The following is a 16,728-nucleotide window of genomic DNA, read 5'->3' as shown; positions in this document are numbered from 1 at the left end:
GCCTATGCTGAAAACCGCGAAGTATCAACCGGAATCCACCGGCTGGTTCACGTCGACGCGCACCAATAATGGGAATCAGTGCGTCGAGGTCCGATTCGACGGTGCGGCGGTGTTCATCCGTGACAGCAAGTACCGGCGAAATCCGGCCAACAGCTCACACGATGAACCCATCATCACCGTCAGCGCCGTCGAATGGATGTCCTTCCTGGCCGTTCTGCGGGACCGCCCCGCGGGTGGTGCGGAGCTCACCGCGCACACCGCCGCCGACGGATTCACCACACTCGGGTACGGGGAGATCGGTCTCGTCTACACCCCTGGCGAATGGGATGCCTTCCTGGCGGGCGTGCGGGATGGCGAATTCGATCGGATCGCGCTCGCCGCCTGATCTTGTTTCGCTCTCCGCGTGATCCCGCCCCGACCGTGCCGGGATCGGCATACTGGAGGGCGTGACTTCGCAGCTGACGCCTCCCTCCGGTATCGATCTGTCCTTCCGTAACGAGGGCGTGCGGGTGCAGGACGACCTGTTCGCCCACGTCAACGGCGAGTGGCTGGATAAATACGACATACCGTCGGACCGGGCGGTGGACGGTGCCTTCCGCACGCTCTACGACCAGGCCGAGCGGGATGTGCAGACCATCATCCAGGAGGCGGCCGCCTCCGATGCCGCGCCCGGCAGCGAAGAGCGCAAGATCGGCGATCTGTACAACAGCTTCATGGACACCGCGGCCATCGCGGCCGCCGGGCTGACCCCGATCGCGGCGGAGTTGTCCGCGATCGCCGAGGTGTCCGACCGGAGTGAGTTCGCCGCGCTCATCGGCCGTCATCAGCGCACGGGTGTGGGTGGCGCGCTGGGGTTCTACGTCGACACCGACGACAAGAATTCCGAGCGCTATCTGGTGCACGCCTCGCAGTCCGGTATCGGCCTGCCCGACGAGTCGTACTACCACAAGCCGGAGAATGCCGAGATTCGCGAGAAGTACGTCGCGCATATCGGCCGCATGTTCGCGCTCGCGGGCCTGGACTATGACGCGCAGCGGGTTTTCGAACTGGAAAAGAAGCTGGCGCAGGGCCATTGGGATGTGGTGCGCCGTCGCGATGCCGAAAAGAGCTACAACCTCACCACTTTCGACGCCCTGGCCGCCGAGAATCCGGAATTCGACTGGAATGCCTGGACTTCCGCCCTCGCCGCGGGTGTGGATCGCTCCGGACCGGAACTGTTCGCCGAACTCGTTGTCCGCCAGCCCGATTATGTGCGCACATTCGCACAGTTGTGGGCTTCGGAATCGCTGGACGATTGGAAGGCGTGGGCGGCCTGGCGCGTGGTCAAGGCCCGCGCCGCGTACCTCACCGATGACCTGGTCGAGGAGAGCTTCGACTTCTACGGCCGCACCCTGACCGGCGCGCCGGAGAACCGCGAGCGCTGGAAGCGCGGGGTCTCGGTGGTGCAGGATCTGCTCGGCGAGGCCGTCGGCAAACTGTATGTGGCCCGGCACTTCCCGCCCGCCGCCAAGGCCCGCATGGTCGAGCTGGTGGAGAACCTGCAGGAGGCGTACCGCCGCAGCATTTCCGGTCTGGAGTGGATGGGCCCGGACACCCGGCAGGCCGCCATCGCCAAGCTGGAGAAGTTCACCCCCAAGATCGGCTACCCGGACGAGTGGCGCGATTACGCCGCCATCACCATCGATCCCGCGGACGTGGTCGGCAACTACCGCAGCGGCTACGCCGCCGAACACGATCGCGATCTGGACAAGCTGGGCGGTCCGGTGGACCGCGGCGAATGGTTCATGACCCCGCAGACGGTCAATGCCTACTACAACCCGGGCATGAACGAAATCGTCTTCCCCGCGGCGATTCTGCAGCCGCCGTTCTTCGATATGAACGCCGACGACGCCGCCAACTACGGCGGTATCGGCGCGGTCATCGGCCATGAGATCGGCCACGGCTTCGACGATCAGGGTTCGAAGTACGACGGCGACGGCAACATGATCGACTGGTGGACCGAATCGGATCGCACCGAATTCGGTAAGCGCACAAAGGCTCTCATCGACCAGTACAACGCCTTCTCCCCCAAGGAACTCTCCGACGACCACACGGTCAACGGCGAGTTCACCATCGGCGAGAACATCGGCGACCTCGGCGGTCTCACCATCGCCCTGGCCGCCTACGAAATCGCCATGGAGGGCAAGGAGATTCCCGTCCTCGACGGCCTGACCGGTCTCCAGCGCGTCTTCTTCGGCTGGGCCCAGGTCTGGCGCACCAAGGCCCGCCAGGAGGAAGCCATCCGCCGCCTCGCCGTGGACCCGCACTCCCCGCCCGAGTTCCGCTGCAACGGCGTGGTCCGCAACCTGGACAGCTTCCACGAAGCGTTCGACGTGAAACAGGGCGACGAGCTCTACCTCGATCCCGAGGAGCGCGTGAAGATCTGGTGACCGGAGCCGTCTACCTGATCACCGGCATCCAGGCTGCCGGTAAATCGACCGTGGCACAGGCGCTGGCGGAGCGATTGCCCCGCTCGGCGCATGTGCGCGGTGACGCCTTCCGGCGTTTCGTGGTGTCCGGGCGCGCCGATATGCGCCCGGATCCGCCGGAAGAGGCGCTGTCCCAGTTGCGGTTACGGCATCGCCTGGCCGCTCAGGCCGCGGATGCCTATGCGGCCGAGGGTTTCACCGCCGTCGTCCAAGACGTCGTTCTCGGTGACTTCCTGCCCTACTTCGCCGACCAGATCCGCACCCGCCCACGGTATGTGGTGGTGCTGGCCCCGCGCCCGGAGGCCGTGGCCGCCCGGGAGGCGGGCCGCGCCAAGCAGGCGTACGGCCCGTACACGGTCGAAGACCTGGACACCGGCCTGCACGCCACCACCCCGCGCCTCGGATTATGGCTCGACACTTCGGATCTCACCGTCGACGAGACGGTGGACGCGATTCTCGAACGGGCCGAGCCGCTCCCCTAGCGCAGGCGGTCTTCGGTTTCGGCGTCGAAGAAGAAGAGTTCGTCCTGTTTGGGGGTCAGGTGCAGGCGGTCGCCGAGGGCCACCCGGAAGCGGCGGTCGACGCGGGCGACGACGCGGCCGGAGCGACTGGACCATTCGTCGGTGATGCCGTGCGAGTAGAGGAAGGACTCGGAGCCGAGTTCTTCGAGGAGTTCGACCTCCACGGCCAGGGAGTTCTCCGGATCGGTGGTGACTTCCCAGGACTCGGGGCGGATGCCGATGATGATCTTGTCGCCGGAAGCGTTGTTCGGCACCGGGATTCGCAGATCGTTCAGTACGGCCGCACCGTCTCGGACCGAGGCGGTGAGCAGGTTCATGCCGGGTGAGCCGATGAAACCGGCGACGAACGTGTTGACCGGGTTGTCGTAGAGCTCGCGGGGTGCGGCGATCTGTTGCAGGTGACCGTCCTTCATGACCGCCACCCGGTGACCCATGGTCATGGCCTCGACCTGGTCGTGGGTGACGTAGACGGTGGTCGTGCCGAGTCGCTTCTGCAGCGCCGCGATCTGCGAGCGGGTCGAAACCCGCAGCTTGGCATCGAGATTCGAGAGCGGTTCGTCCATGCAGAAAACCTGGGGACGGCGCACGATGGCGCGGCCCATGGCCACGCGCTGGCGCTGACCACCGGAGAGTTTGGCCGGTTTGCGGTCCAGCAGTTCTTCCAGTTCCAGCATGGCGGCGGCTTCCTTGACCTGAATCAAGGTGTCCGCCTTGCTGACTCCGGCGTTGCGCAGGGCGAAGCCCATATTCTCCGCGACCGTCATATTGGGGTAGAGCGCGTAGCTCTGGAACACCATGGCCACATCGCGGGAGCGGGGCGGCAGGCCGGTGACATCGATGCCGCCGATGCGAATTCGCCCGGCGGACACCGCTTCCAGGCCCGCCAGCATGCGCAGACTGGTGGATTTGCCGCAGCCCGACGGTCCGACCAGCACCAGGAATTCGCCGTCGGCGATCTCCAGGTTCAGGTCTTCGACCGCGGGGCGGGGCGCACCCGGGTAACTGAGGGAAACACCCTCGAACTGCACAGTCGCCATGCGGGCGGGTCTCCTAGCTCGGTATTACTTGGGCAGCTTGGGCGTGATCTGCCGGTCGATGATGGTCTGCAGCTGGCTGCTGATATCCGCGAAAGCCGAAGTCACATCGCGGTTCTGCAGGCCGATCTGCTCCATGCCGGTGCCGATGATCTGATCGCCGCCGGGCACGAACACCCGGGCGAAGTCCTGCGACTTGGTCACCGCGAGCTGATCGATGGCCGTCTTGGAGTTCGGGTTCTTGGCCAGGAAGTCCTGCTCGCTCGGATCGCTCAACGCCGACTTGCGGACCGGCATGTATCCGGTGCCCTGCGAGAAGTACGCGGTGTTCGCGGCATTGGTGATGAACTCGATGAACTTGAGCGCGTTCTCCTTGCGCGCGTCCGAGATGCGCGACGGAATCGCCAGTCCCGCACCACCGGTGGTGGCGCCCGCGCCGTTCGGGTGCGGCAGGAACGCGGTGCCGACGGTCAGCTTGCCCTCGGCGTTCTTCATGATGCCCTTGAGGTCACCGGTGGAGGCGATGGTGGAGCCGAGCAGCCCGGTGCCGAATTCATTGGCGATCTGCGGGCGGATGCTGGCGTACTTCTTGACATTGATCATGTCGCTGAAGAACTTGCCGGCCTCGATCGACTTGGGGTCGCTGAACTTCAGCTTCCAGTCGTCGGAGTAGCCGCCGCCGAACGTCCACATCGGTCCCTGGAAGGTCCAGCCCAGGTAGTTCTTGGCATCGCCCCAGCCGTGCGCGAACTTGTCGCCGCCCATGACGCCCTGGATCTTCGGGCCCCACTCGTCGAATTCCTGCCAGGAGTTCGGGCCGCGGTCCGGCAGTCCGGCCTTGGCCCAGACGTCCTTGTTGTAGTAGAAGATCTGCGTCGAACGCGCGTACGGCAGCGCGTAATGCTTGTTGTTGAACTTGTAGTCGTTGGCCAGCGAGTCGACGTAATCGTCGAGTTTCACACCGGCGGAACCGAAGTGCGAGTCCAGCGGTTCGATGGTGCTGTTCAACGCGTAGTTGAACCACCAGACATCGGACAGCACAACCACATCGGGCAGGTCGCCGCCGGACAGCGCCGCGTTGAACTTCTGCGACACCTCCTCGTAGTTCTTACCGGCGTCGACGAGGTTGACCTTCAGATCCGGGTACTTGGCCTGGAACCGGTTGATGAGCTCGAGCTCCAGGTCCTTGGAGGTGCCCGGGTGGTTGGACCAGAAGGTGATGGTCTTCGAGTCGCCGCCCTGCTGGCTGCCGCCGCCGGATCCGGCGCACGCGGTCAGCGCGAGTCCGGCCGCCGTGGCGCCGGCCAACCCTAGGAACCCGCGCCGGGACAGAGCGGGAAAACGTGCTTCGGACACGGGAATCTCCTTCTGGGACTTACCCCTTGACCGCACCGGAGGTGAGGCCCTTGATCATGTGACGCTGTAATGCCAGGAAGACGATGAGAATGGGAAGCATGGTGAGCAGGGTTCCGGCCATCACCGGACCCCAGTTGGTGACGCTCGGGTTCTCGGTGTTCTGCAGCAGGGTGAGGCCGACCGGCAGCGTGGCTACGCGCGAGTCATCGGCCATCAGGAACGGCCACAGGTATTCGTTCCATTCGTTCACGAGCGTGACCACCGCGAACGCCACCATGGTCGGCCCGGACATGGGCAGCACCACCCGGGTGAGCAGTCGCCACCAGCCCGCACCGTCCATGCGCGCCGCCTCGATGACCTCGGCGGGCAGCGACAGGAAGTGATTGCGCATCAGGAAGGTGCCGAACGCGACGCCGCAGAGCGGAACGATGATGCCCTGGAAGGTGTTTCGCCAGCCCATTTGCGCGACCAGCGCGTAATTGGAGATGACGGTGATCTGATTCGGCACCATGAGCGCGGCGATGATCACCAGGAACAGCACCGTCTTGCCCGGAAACCGCAGGAAGACAAGGCCGTACGCGCTGAGCACGCCGAGCACGAACTTCACCGCCGAGATGACCCCGGTGATGATCAGCGAATTGCGCAGGAAGGTCCAGAACGGCAGCGTGGTGGTGGCCTCGCTGTAGTTCTCCGGATGCCAGCTGTGCGGCCAGTACACCGCGGGCTGCACGTAGATGTCACCGCGCGTCTTGAACGAGGTGATGATGATCCAGAACAGCGGTACGCCGACGATGATCAGCACGCACGCCATGGCGAGATAACCGAAAATCGTTGCCCAGCGGTCATTGTCGAGCTTGTTCAGGGCACTGCTCACTGTTCGTTCCGATCCATGATGCGCACCTGCACGAGGGTCACGGTCAGCAGCACCAGGAACATGATGGTGGCGACGGTCGCGCCGTATCCGGCCCGGAAGTTCCGGAACGACTCCTCGTAGACCTGGAAGACCATGGTGGTGGTGCCGGTGCCGAGCGGCCCGCCGCGGGTCATCACATTGATGATGTCGAAGACCTGCAATGAATTGAGCAGCACGGTGATGGACAGGAAGAACGTGGTGGGCCGCAATTGCGGCAGCAGCACCCGGGTGAAGGTGGTCCACCGGCTCGCGCCGTCGATCTCGGCGGCCTCCATCAGATCGGCCCGAGTCCCCTGCAGGGCGGCGAGATAGATGACGAAGGTGTAGCCGAGGTTCTTCCAGATGTAGGTCACCGTGATCATGAACAGTGCCCAGTGCGGGTCCTGATAGAAGTCCGGGGCCTTGTCGACGCCGAGCCGGTGCAGCACATCCTGCACCAGGCCGAAGCCGGGATCGAAGATGAATTGGAAGGCCACGCCGATGGCCGCGCCGGAGATGACGAATGGCGCGAAGATCGCGGAGCGGACCACATTGCGCCCGAACAGTTTCCGATCCAGCAGCAGCGCCAGACCCAAACCCAGCACCATACTGCCGATAACGGCGGCCAGCGTGAAGATGACCGTGTTGCTTACGATTTGCCACGAATCATGCCGACCCCACCACTCGGTGTAGTTGTCGACGCCGATGAAAGTGGCCGAGGTATCGGAGATATTGAAGTCGAAGAACGACAGGCGAATATTGTCGATCAGCGGCCGATACACAAATACCGAGAGCAGCACCAGGTTTGGTGCGACGAGCACTATGAACAGCGCGTAGTCCCGCCAGGGTCTACCTCGCCATCCGCGCCCGGCGGGCTGCGGCAGTACTCGTTCCGGGCTCGATCTCACCCGCGCAGCGTGACGGTTGCTTGCGACTAGCCGGTAACGACTGGATGCCGCCCGGTTGAATAGTCGGCGCACGGGCGCAACCGACTGTTCACCGGACGCACCCGCTGGAGGCGCGGACATGCGCCGAATCGTACGTCCGCCCAGTCTCTTTCAAGGCCGGAATCGATCACCACCGTTGGTGAGCACTCGGTGAGTGCTCGGTGAGGACTCCCCGCGACGCTGTGTCCAGCACCGAAACCCGAACGGCACAGGAGTTCACCATGTCTCTCAACGGTAAGCACGCACTCGTCACCGGAGCCTCCCGCGGCATCGGCCGCGCCATCGCACTGCGGCTGGCCGCGGACGGCGCGACGGTGGCCGTGCACTACGGCAGTAATAAGGAAGCAGCAGACCGGACCGTCGAGGAGATCCGGGCCAAGGGCGGGCGGGCCTTCGCCGTGCGAGCCGAACTGGGTGCGCCCTCCGGCATCGACGACCTCTTCGACGGATTGGCGGCGGGCCTGGCCGGTGGCCAGCTGGACATCCTGGTCAACAACGCGGGCGGCGGCGGTGGCGGCGGTTCCATCGAACAGCTCACCCCCGCCGACACCGACCGGCTGTTCGCGGTGAACGTCTCCGCACCACTGTTCATCACCCAGCGGGCGCTGCCGCTGCTCGCCGATGGCGGGCGCATCGTCAATATCTCCTCGTGCGCACCGCGCATCGCCGCTCCGTCGCAGGTCGCCTACGCCATGACCAAGGGCGCGCTCGATGTGCTCACCAAAACCCTTGCCGTACAGCTGGGTCCGCGCGGCATCACGGTGAACTCGGTGGCCCCGGGCGCGACCGAGACCGAGGGCATGGCCGCCTTCCTGGACGCCAACCCCGGGGCCCGCGCGCAGATGAGCGCCATGACCGCGCTCGGCCGCATGGGCCAGACGGCGGACGTCGCCGATGTGGTCGCGTTCCTGGCCTCGCACGATGCCCGCTGGGTCACCGCCGCGGTGATCGACGTCAGCGGCGGATCGGCCATCAGCCCGGCCATCGGCGGCTGATCATCCCCCGCGAGACGGTCGCACTCCCCGGCCGCATGCGTCCGGACGCCCGGTTATCGGGGTCGATCGTCCGATACGACCGCGGCGAGCGCGCGGGCATACTGACGGGCGTGCAGTTCGGAATACTCGGTTCGATCGAGGTACGGCGGACCGACGGTGATCCGATAGCGGTCGGCGGACCGCAGGTGCGAGCACTACTGGCGCTCTTGGCGCTGGACGCGGGCAAACTCGTCAGCCGGGAACGTCTGATCGACGGACTCTACGGCGAGGACCCGCCCGGAGACGCCGCCCACGCCCTGCAATCCCAGGTCTCCCGCCTGCGCCGCGCCTTGCGCGCCACGGCCGGGTCGGCCGCGAGCGAGTTCGTCGAATCCTCGCCCGCGGGTTATCGATTGGCGGTGGAACCGCGGGCGGTGGACGCGCACCGTTTCGCGCAGCTCGCCGAACAGGGACGAAACGCGTTGCGCGACAGGGATCCGGCCGCCGCGGCGACGCTGCTGGATCAGGCGCTGGCCTGCTGGCGCGGACCCGCGCTCGCCGATGTCCTCGACGCGCCTTTCGCCGAGGTGCAGGTGGCGCGCCTGGACGAGGCCCGCCTCATCGTGCTGGCGGATCGCGCCGAAGCCGCACTGGCACTGGGGGATCACCATTCGGTGGTGGCCACGCTGCCGGAGCTGGTGGCCGCGTATCCACTGCGCGAACGCCTGCGCGCCCTGCTCATGCGCGGGCTCTACGCGGCGGGCCGTCAGGCCGACGCACTGGAATCGTTCGAACAGGGACGACGCCTGCTCGCCGATGAGCTCGGCGCTGATCCGGGCACGGAATTGACCGAGGCGCACCTGGCGATCCTGCGCGCCGACGCCGCTCCCGCTCCCGCACTGCGGCGGCTCCCCGCCCAGTTCACCAGCTTCATCGGCCGCGAACCCGAACTGGCGCAGCTGATTCCACTGCTCGCCCACGCACGCCTGGTGACGATCGCGGGACCGGGCGGCACCGGTAAGACCCGGCTGTCGCTGGAGGTCGGCGCGCGCGTCCAGGGTGAGGTGTGCGTCGTGGAACTGGCCGCCCTCGCCGATGGAGCCCAGGTGGCCCCCGCCGTCGTGGCCGCCCTCGGCGGGCGTGACTCGAGCGGCGGCCGCGATCCCGAAACCCAGCTGCTGTCCATACTCGCCGATCGCCCGCTGCTGCTCATCCTCGACAACACCGAGCATTTGGTCCTGGACACCGCGCGCCTCACCCACCGCCTGCTGCGCGCGTGCCCCGGCCTGCGCGTGCTGGTCACCAGCCGCGAACCGCTCGCCATCACCGGCGAATCCGTCTTTCCCCTGGGCCAATTGCCCATCGCCGCACCGGAAGCCGCGCTCGCCGACCAGGTGAACAGCCCTGCCATCCGCCTCTTCGCCGACCGCGCCGCCGCCGCGAAACCCGGATTCACCGTCGACGCCGGCACCATCGGCGCGGTCCGCCGCATCTGCGCCCGCCTCGACGGCCTCCCCCTCGCCATCGAACTGGCCGCCGCCCGCCTGCGCACCCTCGATATCGACGATATCGACGCTCGCCTCACCGACCGCTTCCGCCTCCTGTCCCGCGGCGCCCGCACCGCCGAACCCCGCCACGCCACCCTGCACGCCGTCGTAGCCTGGAGCTGGGACCTACTCACCCCCGCCGAACGCCAACTAGCCCAACGCTTCACCGTCTTCGCCAACGGAGCCACCCTCACCGCGGCCCAGCACATCTGCAACCCGGCCATCGGCAGCGAAACCCTTCGCGGCAGCGCCGAAAACACCGACACCAGCGCCGAACGCCGGAACGCCGGTGCCGAAAACCAGAACGTCGGTGCCGAAGACCGGAACGGCGGTGCCGAAGACCAGGGCGCTGGTGCCGAAACATGGCTGGACGACCGCGAATTCCCGGGTGACGTTGACGAACTACTGTCCGGTCTGGTCGACAAATCCTTGGTGGTGGCAGTATCCGGCCGCTACCGGATGCTGGAGACGATCCGCGAATTCGGGCTGCGCGAACTGCGCGATTCCGGCGACCACGACCGCCTGCTGCGCGCGCACGCGGAGTTCTACCTCCGCCTGGCCGAACATTCGGAACCGGCCCTGCGCGGCCCCGACCAGCTCACCCACCTGGCCCGCCTCACCGCAGACCACGACAACCTGCAAGCTGCGCTGCACTGGTCAGCCCGCGCCGATCCCGCACTGGCACAACGCCTCATCGCGGCGCAAGCCTGGTACTGGTGGCTGACCGGACGCCCCGGCGACGCCCCCGACCTGGCCGAACGCCTTCTCCTCAACACGAATTCCGGTGTCGTCGAAGCAGGATCTCGTACCGCCGCTGCCAATACCGGCGCGATCGAGCCCCACCCCCATCCCGATGGTGTCGACTCGACTCCTGTTCGGGCGTACGGAGACTCGGGAGAACCGCGCAGGGGGTCACGGTATGCCGAGACGGGGGTCGGCGTGGAAACCACACGTGCCGAGCCGGATTGGAGCATCGGGGCTGAAGAGTTCGCCCTGTGCGTCACCGTCGCCGCACGCGGTGCCTCGGGCTTGGGAGCAGACAATCACCTGGCCGCCGCGCAATTTGCGGCCGCTGTCGAGAATGCGGCTGCTGCCGTGGCGGAGCTCGAAAGTCCGCTGCGGCGGCCATATCTCGTTCTCTTGCTGGCCTTCGCCGGTGGGCGCATACCGGGCGATCCGGACAAGGTGCGCCAACTGTTCGGCCCAGATCCTTGGTCGCGAGCCTTCTTGCGGCTGGGTGATGGTCTGGGGTTGTTCATGTCGGGCCGGGCGGCGGAGGCCGAGCCTGAATTCCTTGCGGCCCTGGCAGGTTTCCGTGCGATCGGCGACCGCTGGGCCATTTCCGCCACCCTGGACAAGCTCGCCGCCATCGCCGAACTGCGTGGTGACCGCAGGACCGCGCTGACACTGATCGACGAGGCCATCGCGGTGGGCACGGAACTGGGTATGGCCGCCGATATCGCCGATCTGCTCAGCCGTCGCGGCGATATTCACGCAAGTGGCGATGAAGCCGAACGCGACCGGGCCCGCGCCGATTACGAACGCGCGGCCGAGTTGGCCCGCACGATAGGCGCATCCGATATGCGCGCCAACGCTTTACGTGGGCTCGGTGACCTCGCCCTCGACACCGATCGGGTGGCCGCGCGAGCCCACTATGAAGCGGCGCTGTCTCTTCCCGCCGACGGCTCCATCGGTGCCGCCGAGTCCCGCGCTCGCACTCTGATCGGCCTGGGCAGGCTGGGTATCGTCGAGAAGGATGCGGGACAGGCGTTTTCGCACTATCGGGCGGCTTTGGATCTAGCAGTTGGCAACGGCCTGTCGCCCGTCGCGGCTAGCGCGGTCGAGGAGATGGCTGCCGCATCTTTCGGAACCGGCGCTGTGGAAGCGGCGGCGGTGCTGCTCGGAGCGGCCGAGGGTATGCGCGGTCTGACACGAACCGGCGATTCCGAGGTATCGGACGTCACCGAACAATGCCGGAAGATCCTGGGCGACCGCGATTTCGAGGCCGCCTTCAGTCGCGGTGTCGCATTGCCGGTAGATCAGGCCATCGCCCTGGCGCAGATCGGTCCTGTTCAGGAGCGGTGATCGGCGGGCGGTGAGCCGACGGTGAGTCGGCGGTGAGGGGTGCGGATGATGCTTCGGGCATGACGAAGCGGCAGTTCAGCAGCAAGACGGTTCTTATCTGTGGTGCGAGCGTGGCGGGTCCGGCGCTGGCCTACTGGCTGCATCGGCACGGGTTCACCGTGACGGTGGTGGAGGAAGCGCCCGCACTGCGGGAGGGCGGATACAAGGTCGATATTCGCGGGGCCGCCATGCGGGTGGTGGAGCGAATGGGGCTGCTGCCGGAGTTGAAGCGCGCCTCGACCGCCATGCGCGGGGGTGAGTGGGTGGATGGTTCGGGGAAGGCGCTGGCCACGCTCGGGCCGGATCTCATCGGGCTGCGCGCGCCGGGTGACGATGAGGTGCTGCGGGGTGATCTGGCCCGAATCCTGTTCGATGCCACCAAGAATGACGTCCGGTACCTTTTCAGTGATTCCATCGCGGATATGTCCCAGGGCTCGAACGGCGTCTCGGTGCGCTTCCGGAACGCGCCCCCGGAGGTCTTCGATCTGGTGATCGGCGCGGATGGCGCGCATTCCACGGTGCGCCGCAGCGCATTCGGCCCCGAGGAGCAGTTCGCCCGGCACACCGGTATGGCCGCGTGCGTCATCTCGGTGCCCAACTATCTGGGCCTGGATCACTGGGAGATCATGCATCCGATGCCGGGCCGCGTCGTGCAGGTGTACAGCACCCAGCGACATTCGGCCAAGGCGCAGTTCATCTTCGGCGCTCCGGACGGCCTGCCCGATCGCCGCGATATCGCCGCCCAGAAGCGGCTGGTGGCGGAGTCGTTCGCGGACGCGGGCTGGGAAACCCCGAACCTGTTGCGCCACCTGGCCGATTCACCGGACTTCTATTTCGATTCGGTCAGCCAGATCCACCTGGAGCGCTGGTCGAGCGGCCGCGTCGCGCTGGTCGGCGATGCCGCGTACTGCCCGTCGCCGCTGTCCGGGCAGGGCACCAGCATGGCGCTGGTCGGCGCGTATGTCCTTGCGGGCGAACTGAAAGCGGCCCGCGGCGACCACCGTATCGCCTTCGCCCGCTATCAGGACCGCATGCGCGAATACATCGACCTGAACCTGACGATCGGCTGGGACAACGCCACCCGCATGGTCGCCGCCGACAAATTCGCCGTGTGGATTCAAACCACCGCCATGCGCGCCCTGCGCCACCTCCCCTGGAAGGGCATGGCCCTGCGCTCCATCACGAAACCACTCGAGCACGCCGCCAACGCGATCCGCCTCGAACAGTATTGAGAGGCTGGCGGGTACGGCCACCACGACGGGCATCCGACCCCGCCGTATCTCGTGGGGCCTGCCCCGCATCCCTCCCCTCTACGCCCGCAGGCCCCGCCTGTTAAAGGCGGGGCCTGCGAAAACTCCTGTGGGAGAGCGCGGAACGTCAGTTCCAGTCGCCCCAGCCGTCGCTGGTGCTCAGGGTGCCGCCCTTGGTGTTCTTGACGACCACCGGGTCACCCTTCTTCACATTGTCCATGTACCACTTGGCATCCTCGGTGGACACGTTCAGGCAGCCGTGCGAGGTGTTCGAATAGCCCTGCTGCGCAACGCTCCACGGCGCGGCGTGCACGAAGATGCCGCTGTTGGACATGCGGGTGGCGTACTCGACCTCGAGCTTGTAGCCCTCGGGCGCGGTGGTGGGCACACCGTAGGTGGACGAGTCCATGATCATCTTGCGATTGCGCTCGCTGACGATGTAGGTGCCGTTCGGGGTCTCGTGTCCGGTCTTGCCCATGGAGGTGGGCATGGTGCGCACCACTTCACCGTTGCGGGTGACCACGATCTCGTGGGTGGTGTCATCGGCGGTGGCGATGAATTCGTCGCCGATCTCGAAGGCGGTCTTGGTGCCGCCGCCTTCGACGGTGACCTTGGAGCCGGACGGCCAGAACTCCTCGGGCCGCCAGCGCACCTGGCTGTCGCCGCGCCAGTAGAAGTGCCCGTCCACCTTGTTGGTGGAGGTGATGCGAATGGACTTCTCGGCGGCGGCGTGATCGCTCACCGGCTCCTTGAAGTTGATGATGATGGGCTGCGCCACGCCGACGTTGTCGCCGTCACCGGGGGTGATGTTCGGTGCGGTGAAGTTCGCGGGCGGCAGCGGCGAGCTCGCGCCGGGCGCGGTGGGCAGATCGCCCGGTACGGGCTGCGGCATGACGGCGGAGGGCACACCCGGGACTTCCGGGCCGCCCGGCCATAGTGGGGCGGCTGAGGCGGGCGCGGCCACCAGGGCTCCGGTCGCCGCGATGGCGGCGAGGGAAATCAGTCCATACCGGGTGTTGCGCACAGCTAGGTGTCCTTCCGATCCTTGTTCATACGCAGATCGCGGGCACAGCTCTACCCGCGTAGGTCCCAACCCCGGGTTCATTCCTACCTTGCGATTCTGCGTGTGCCAATCGACTTGCGCCGGTTATGCGTACAGACCTCTTGGTGTGTTCCGGGGCACACAACCGGGAAGCGCCGAATCGCCGGTGTGTTATCGCCGTTCGCGTCGGCGATTCCCTAATCAGACCGGTTGTCCGGTCACGGCGGCCGAGTCGATATGCCCAAACCTGGTTGTGATCGAAATCACTGACGTCGCATCAGGGTTCGAGCACATCGAAGGTAATGGCCGCACGCGGACCGGTCGCGATATTGTGCGGCACCGTCCACGGCGCGCGCCCGCGCGCGAACCGCGGCGACAGCCGCAAGCGCACCGATCCGAGCAGCGTCGCCAGCACTATCCGCAGTTCGTAATCGGCGAGCGCGGCCCCCACACAGCGCCGGTGCCCACCGCCGAACGGTGCGAATTCGAATGGGCTGTACCGGCGTTCGAGGAAGCGTTCGGGCCGGAACCGCTGTGGTTCACTCCACACCTGTGGATCACTGTGCAGTAATTGTACGGAGAGCCCCATGGTGTCCCCCGCCACCAGCGGTGCGCCGCGCAGTTCGAAATCACCGGTGAGCCTGCGCAATACGATCGGCACCGGCGGGTGCAGGCGCAGCGTCTCCTGACAGACCGCGTCCAGATAGGGCAGTTCGGCCAGTTCGATCGGATCGATATCGGTTCCGGCGGAGGCGAGTTCGGCGCGTAACCGCTCCAGCACCGCCGGTTCGCGGTGTAATCGGTACAGCGCCCACACCAGTACCGTCGCGGTGGTCTCGTGTCCGGCCACGATGAGCGTGCGCAATTGTTCGCGCAGTTCGATATCACCGAGCCCGCTGCCGTCCGTATATCTGGTCTCCAGCAGCATTCCGAGCATATCCGCGCCGCCGTTCGCGCCCGGATCCGTACGCCGCCGGTCGATTTCGGTATCGATGAGCGCGTCCAGCCGATCCCGGGCCGCGAGAAACCCTTCCCAGCCGGACAATCCGAGCATATTGCGGCGCAGGGCCGGAACCAGGAACAGCGGCCCGCCGAACGATGAAAGAAATTCCGTTGTGGCCGAGGTGTACTCGGCCAGCAGCCGCGGATCCTCGATCCCGAACACCGCCGCCAGGATGACCCGCAATGTCATGGCGCGCGCGGCGTCCCGCGCATCGATCCGCGTGCCAGGCCGCCAGGCCCGCCCGGTGCGCGCACCGTCCAGTTCGTCCCGCGCGGTCTCGCGAATCACATTGCCGTAGGCGCTGATTCGCTGTCGATGGAAGGCCGGGGCCAATACCGACCGTTCCTTCCTGTGTCGTTCCCCGCGCGCCAGGATCAAGGAGGCCGGGCCGACCATGGGTTCGATCGGATTGGGCAGCGGCGGTTCCAGCAATTCCACCGGCGCGCGGAACATCTCGCGCGCCCCCGCCGCGGTGCCGGTGAACACCGCGGATCCGAAGGCCGGGAAGCGCATCAGGAACGGATCGCCGTCCCGCCCGCGCCGCCAGTCGAAATAGCGCTCCAGATCGATCGCGGCGGCCAGCGCGTGCAGCGGCACCGGCCGGGGTTCGCGCAGCGGCGGCCCGGTGGCGGATCGATCGGTGCTACTCATGCTCCCCTATACGTTGTCGGTACCCGCTCGGGTTCGAGGATCGGCTGGTGGGTGGCCATATGGCTCGACGTTTGTCGTATTTGTCGTGTATGCATGGGCATTGAACTCCGCGCCTGGTATTACTCGAATTTAGGACAGTTTCGTGTTGCGTCAGCAGATCTCCGCCCGGATTGCCGCCCCGGCCGTCGCCGCCGCAGCCCTGCTGCTCGCGGGTTGCGGCACCACCATCTCGGGCACACCGGTGGCCGCCCCGCCCGGACTGGATTCGGTCGTCACCACCACCACGCCCAAGCCCTCCGGTAAGCCGACGCAGGGCAACCGCCCGACCACCACCAACGCCGACAAGGGCGGCGACACCGATTTCCAGGCCAGCATCGGCGATTGCGTGAAACTCGGCGGCACCACCGAGAACGCCACCATCCACAAGGCGACCTGCGGGAGCAAGGACTCCAATTACAAGGTGGTGGCCAAGGCGCGCACCAACGCCCAGTGCCCGAGCGATATCGATCAGGCCTATTACGAGACCGTGGTCGGCGTCGAGACCGGCGCGCTCTGCCTCGATATCGACTGGGTCGTGAACGACTGCCTGGATCTGGGCGCCAAGGGCAGCAATGCCGATCCCAAGCGCATCGACTGCTCCACCCGCGGCGCGGCCAACGGCGTGAAGGTGCTCGCGATCATGAAGAACAGCACCAGCGTCGACGAATGCGCCGACGGCGACTCCGGTTACGTCTACGACGAGCGCAAAATCGTCATCTGCGTCAACACGCTGTAGCGGCCCCATAGATATAAGGAGCGGGGCGGTGATACAACCGGTAAACGCCCCCCGCAGGCTGTGTCGCGCCACCGCGCGGGTCGGCTCGCCCGGCGAGATAGGGTAGTAACCCGGGGCGCAGCCGCCCTGCCCCTTCAGAAACCC

The 16,728-nt window shown here is 66.5% G+C and carries 13 protein-coding genes; 7 read left to right on the top strand and 6 right to left on the bottom strand.

Features of this window, described 5'->3' with window-relative positions; all coding sequences use genetic code 11:
• Positions 1 to 4: 4 nt before the first annotated feature.
• The 3 genes from ACFC4D_RS45985 to ACFC4D_RS45975 all read left to right on the top strand — a co-directional run bounded on the left by ACFC4D_RS45985 (position 5) and on the right by ACFC4D_RS45975 (position 2,950).
• Positions 5 to 385 carry a DUF397 domain-containing protein gene (locus tag ACFC4D_RS45985; RefSeq protein WP_375961467.1) on the top strand — a complete coding sequence of 127 codons (381 nt, stop codon included), beginning with the start codon at positions 5 to 7 and terminating at the stop codon, positions 383 to 385.
• A gap of 61 nt (positions 386 to 446) precedes the next feature.
• Positions 447 to 2,429 (top strand): M13 family metallopeptidase, encoded by a 1,983-nt coding sequence (locus tag ACFC4D_RS45980; protein WP_376073210.1) that lies wholly within the window; start codon positions 447 to 449, stop codon positions 2,427 to 2,429.
• Positions 2,426 to 2,950, top strand: a complete 525-nt coding sequence (locus ACFC4D_RS45975; RefSeq protein WP_364636767.1) for an AAA family ATPase — start codon at positions 2,426 to 2,428, stop codon at positions 2,948 to 2,950. Before ACFC4D_RS45980 ends, ACFC4D_RS45975 begins: the two co-directional genes overlap by 4 nt.
• Here ACFC4D_RS45975 and ACFC4D_RS45970 read toward each other — a convergent pair.
• Genes ACFC4D_RS45970 through ACFC4D_RS45955 form a run of 4 tightly spaced genes read right to left on the bottom strand, consistent with a single transcriptional unit; the run spans position 2,947 to position 7,179 of the window.
• Complete coding sequence (locus ACFC4D_RS45970) at positions 2,947 to 4,026, bottom strand: ABC transporter ATP-binding protein (RefSeq protein ID WP_375961461.1); 1,080 nt, start codon at positions 4,024 to 4,026, stop codon at positions 2,947 to 2,949. The genes ACFC4D_RS45975 and ACFC4D_RS45970 overlap by 4 nt on opposite strands.
• A 24-nt stretch (positions 4,027 to 4,050) precedes the next feature.
• A complete protein-coding gene (locus ACFC4D_RS45965) occupies positions 4,051 to 5,379 on the bottom strand; it encodes an ABC transporter substrate-binding protein (RefSeq protein ID WP_375961458.1) in 1,329 nt (442 codons plus the stop codon).
• A gap of 19 nt (positions 5,380 to 5,398) precedes the next feature.
• Positions 5,399 to 6,190 (bottom strand): carbohydrate ABC transporter permease, encoded by a 792-nt coding sequence (locus ACFC4D_RS45960; RefSeq protein ID WP_375963785.1) that lies wholly within the window; start codon positions 6,188 to 6,190, stop codon positions 5,399 to 5,401.
• Positions 6,191 to 6,249: 59 nt separating this feature from the next.
• Positions 6,250 to 7,179, bottom strand: coding sequence for a sugar ABC transporter permease (locus tag ACFC4D_RS45955; RefSeq protein ID WP_364636761.1), 930 nt, complete (start codon positions 7,177 to 7,179; stop codon positions 6,250 to 6,252).
• Between the two features lie 260 nt (positions 7,180 to 7,439).
• On the opposite strand from ACFC4D_RS45955, the gene ACFC4D_RS45950 reads away from it, so the two are divergent.
• The 3 genes from ACFC4D_RS45950 to ACFC4D_RS45940 all read left to right on the top strand — a co-directional run bounded on the left by ACFC4D_RS45950 (position 7,440) and on the right by ACFC4D_RS45940 (position 13,095).
• Positions 7,440 to 8,213, top strand: coding sequence for an SDR family NAD(P)-dependent oxidoreductase (locus ACFC4D_RS45950; protein ID WP_376073207.1), 774 nt, complete (start codon positions 7,440 to 7,442; stop codon positions 8,211 to 8,213).
• A gap of 110 nt (positions 8,214 to 8,323) precedes the next feature.
• Positions 8,324 to 11,824: a BTAD domain-containing putative transcriptional regulator gene (locus tag ACFC4D_RS45945; RefSeq protein WP_376073205.1), complete on the top strand. Its 3,501-nt coding sequence runs from the start codon at positions 8,324 to 8,326 to the stop codon at positions 11,822 to 11,824.
• Between the two features lie 59 nt (positions 11,825 to 11,883).
• Positions 11,884 to 13,095, top strand: a complete 1,212-nt coding sequence (locus tag ACFC4D_RS45940; protein WP_376073202.1) for an FAD-dependent monooxygenase — start codon at positions 11,884 to 11,886, stop codon at positions 13,093 to 13,095.
• A gap of 145 nt (positions 13,096 to 13,240) precedes the next feature.
• On the opposite strand, the gene ACFC4D_RS45935 is transcribed toward ACFC4D_RS45940, so the two are convergent.
• Together ACFC4D_RS45935 and ACFC4D_RS45930 are read right to left on the bottom strand one after the other, a co-directional pair.
• Positions 13,241 to 14,137, bottom strand: a complete 897-nt coding sequence (locus ACFC4D_RS45935; RefSeq protein ID WP_375961447.1) for a L,D-transpeptidase — start codon at positions 14,135 to 14,137, stop codon at positions 13,241 to 13,243.
• Positions 14,138 to 14,432: 295 nt separating this feature from the next.
• Positions 14,433 to 15,809, bottom strand: a complete 1,377-nt coding sequence (locus ACFC4D_RS45930; protein ID WP_376073199.1) for a cytochrome P450 — start codon at positions 15,807 to 15,809, stop codon at positions 14,433 to 14,435.
• Positions 15,810 to 15,951: 142 nt separating this feature from the next.
• On the opposite strand from ACFC4D_RS45930, the gene ACFC4D_RS45925 reads away from it, so the two are divergent.
• Positions 15,952 to 16,584 (top strand): hypothetical protein, encoded by a 633-nt coding sequence (locus tag ACFC4D_RS45925; RefSeq protein ID WP_375961442.1) that lies wholly within the window; start codon positions 15,952 to 15,954, stop codon positions 16,582 to 16,584.
• Positions 16,585 to 16,728 lie beyond the last annotated feature (144 nt).

Source organism: Nocardia sp. NPDC056000, from assembly GCF_042269265.1.
Lineage (GTDB): Bacteria > Actinomycetota > Actinomycetes > Mycobacteriales > Mycobacteriaceae > Nocardia.
The sequence above is the reverse complement of the archived record's forward strand: the minus strand, read 5'-3'. Positions and strand labels throughout refer to the sequence as shown.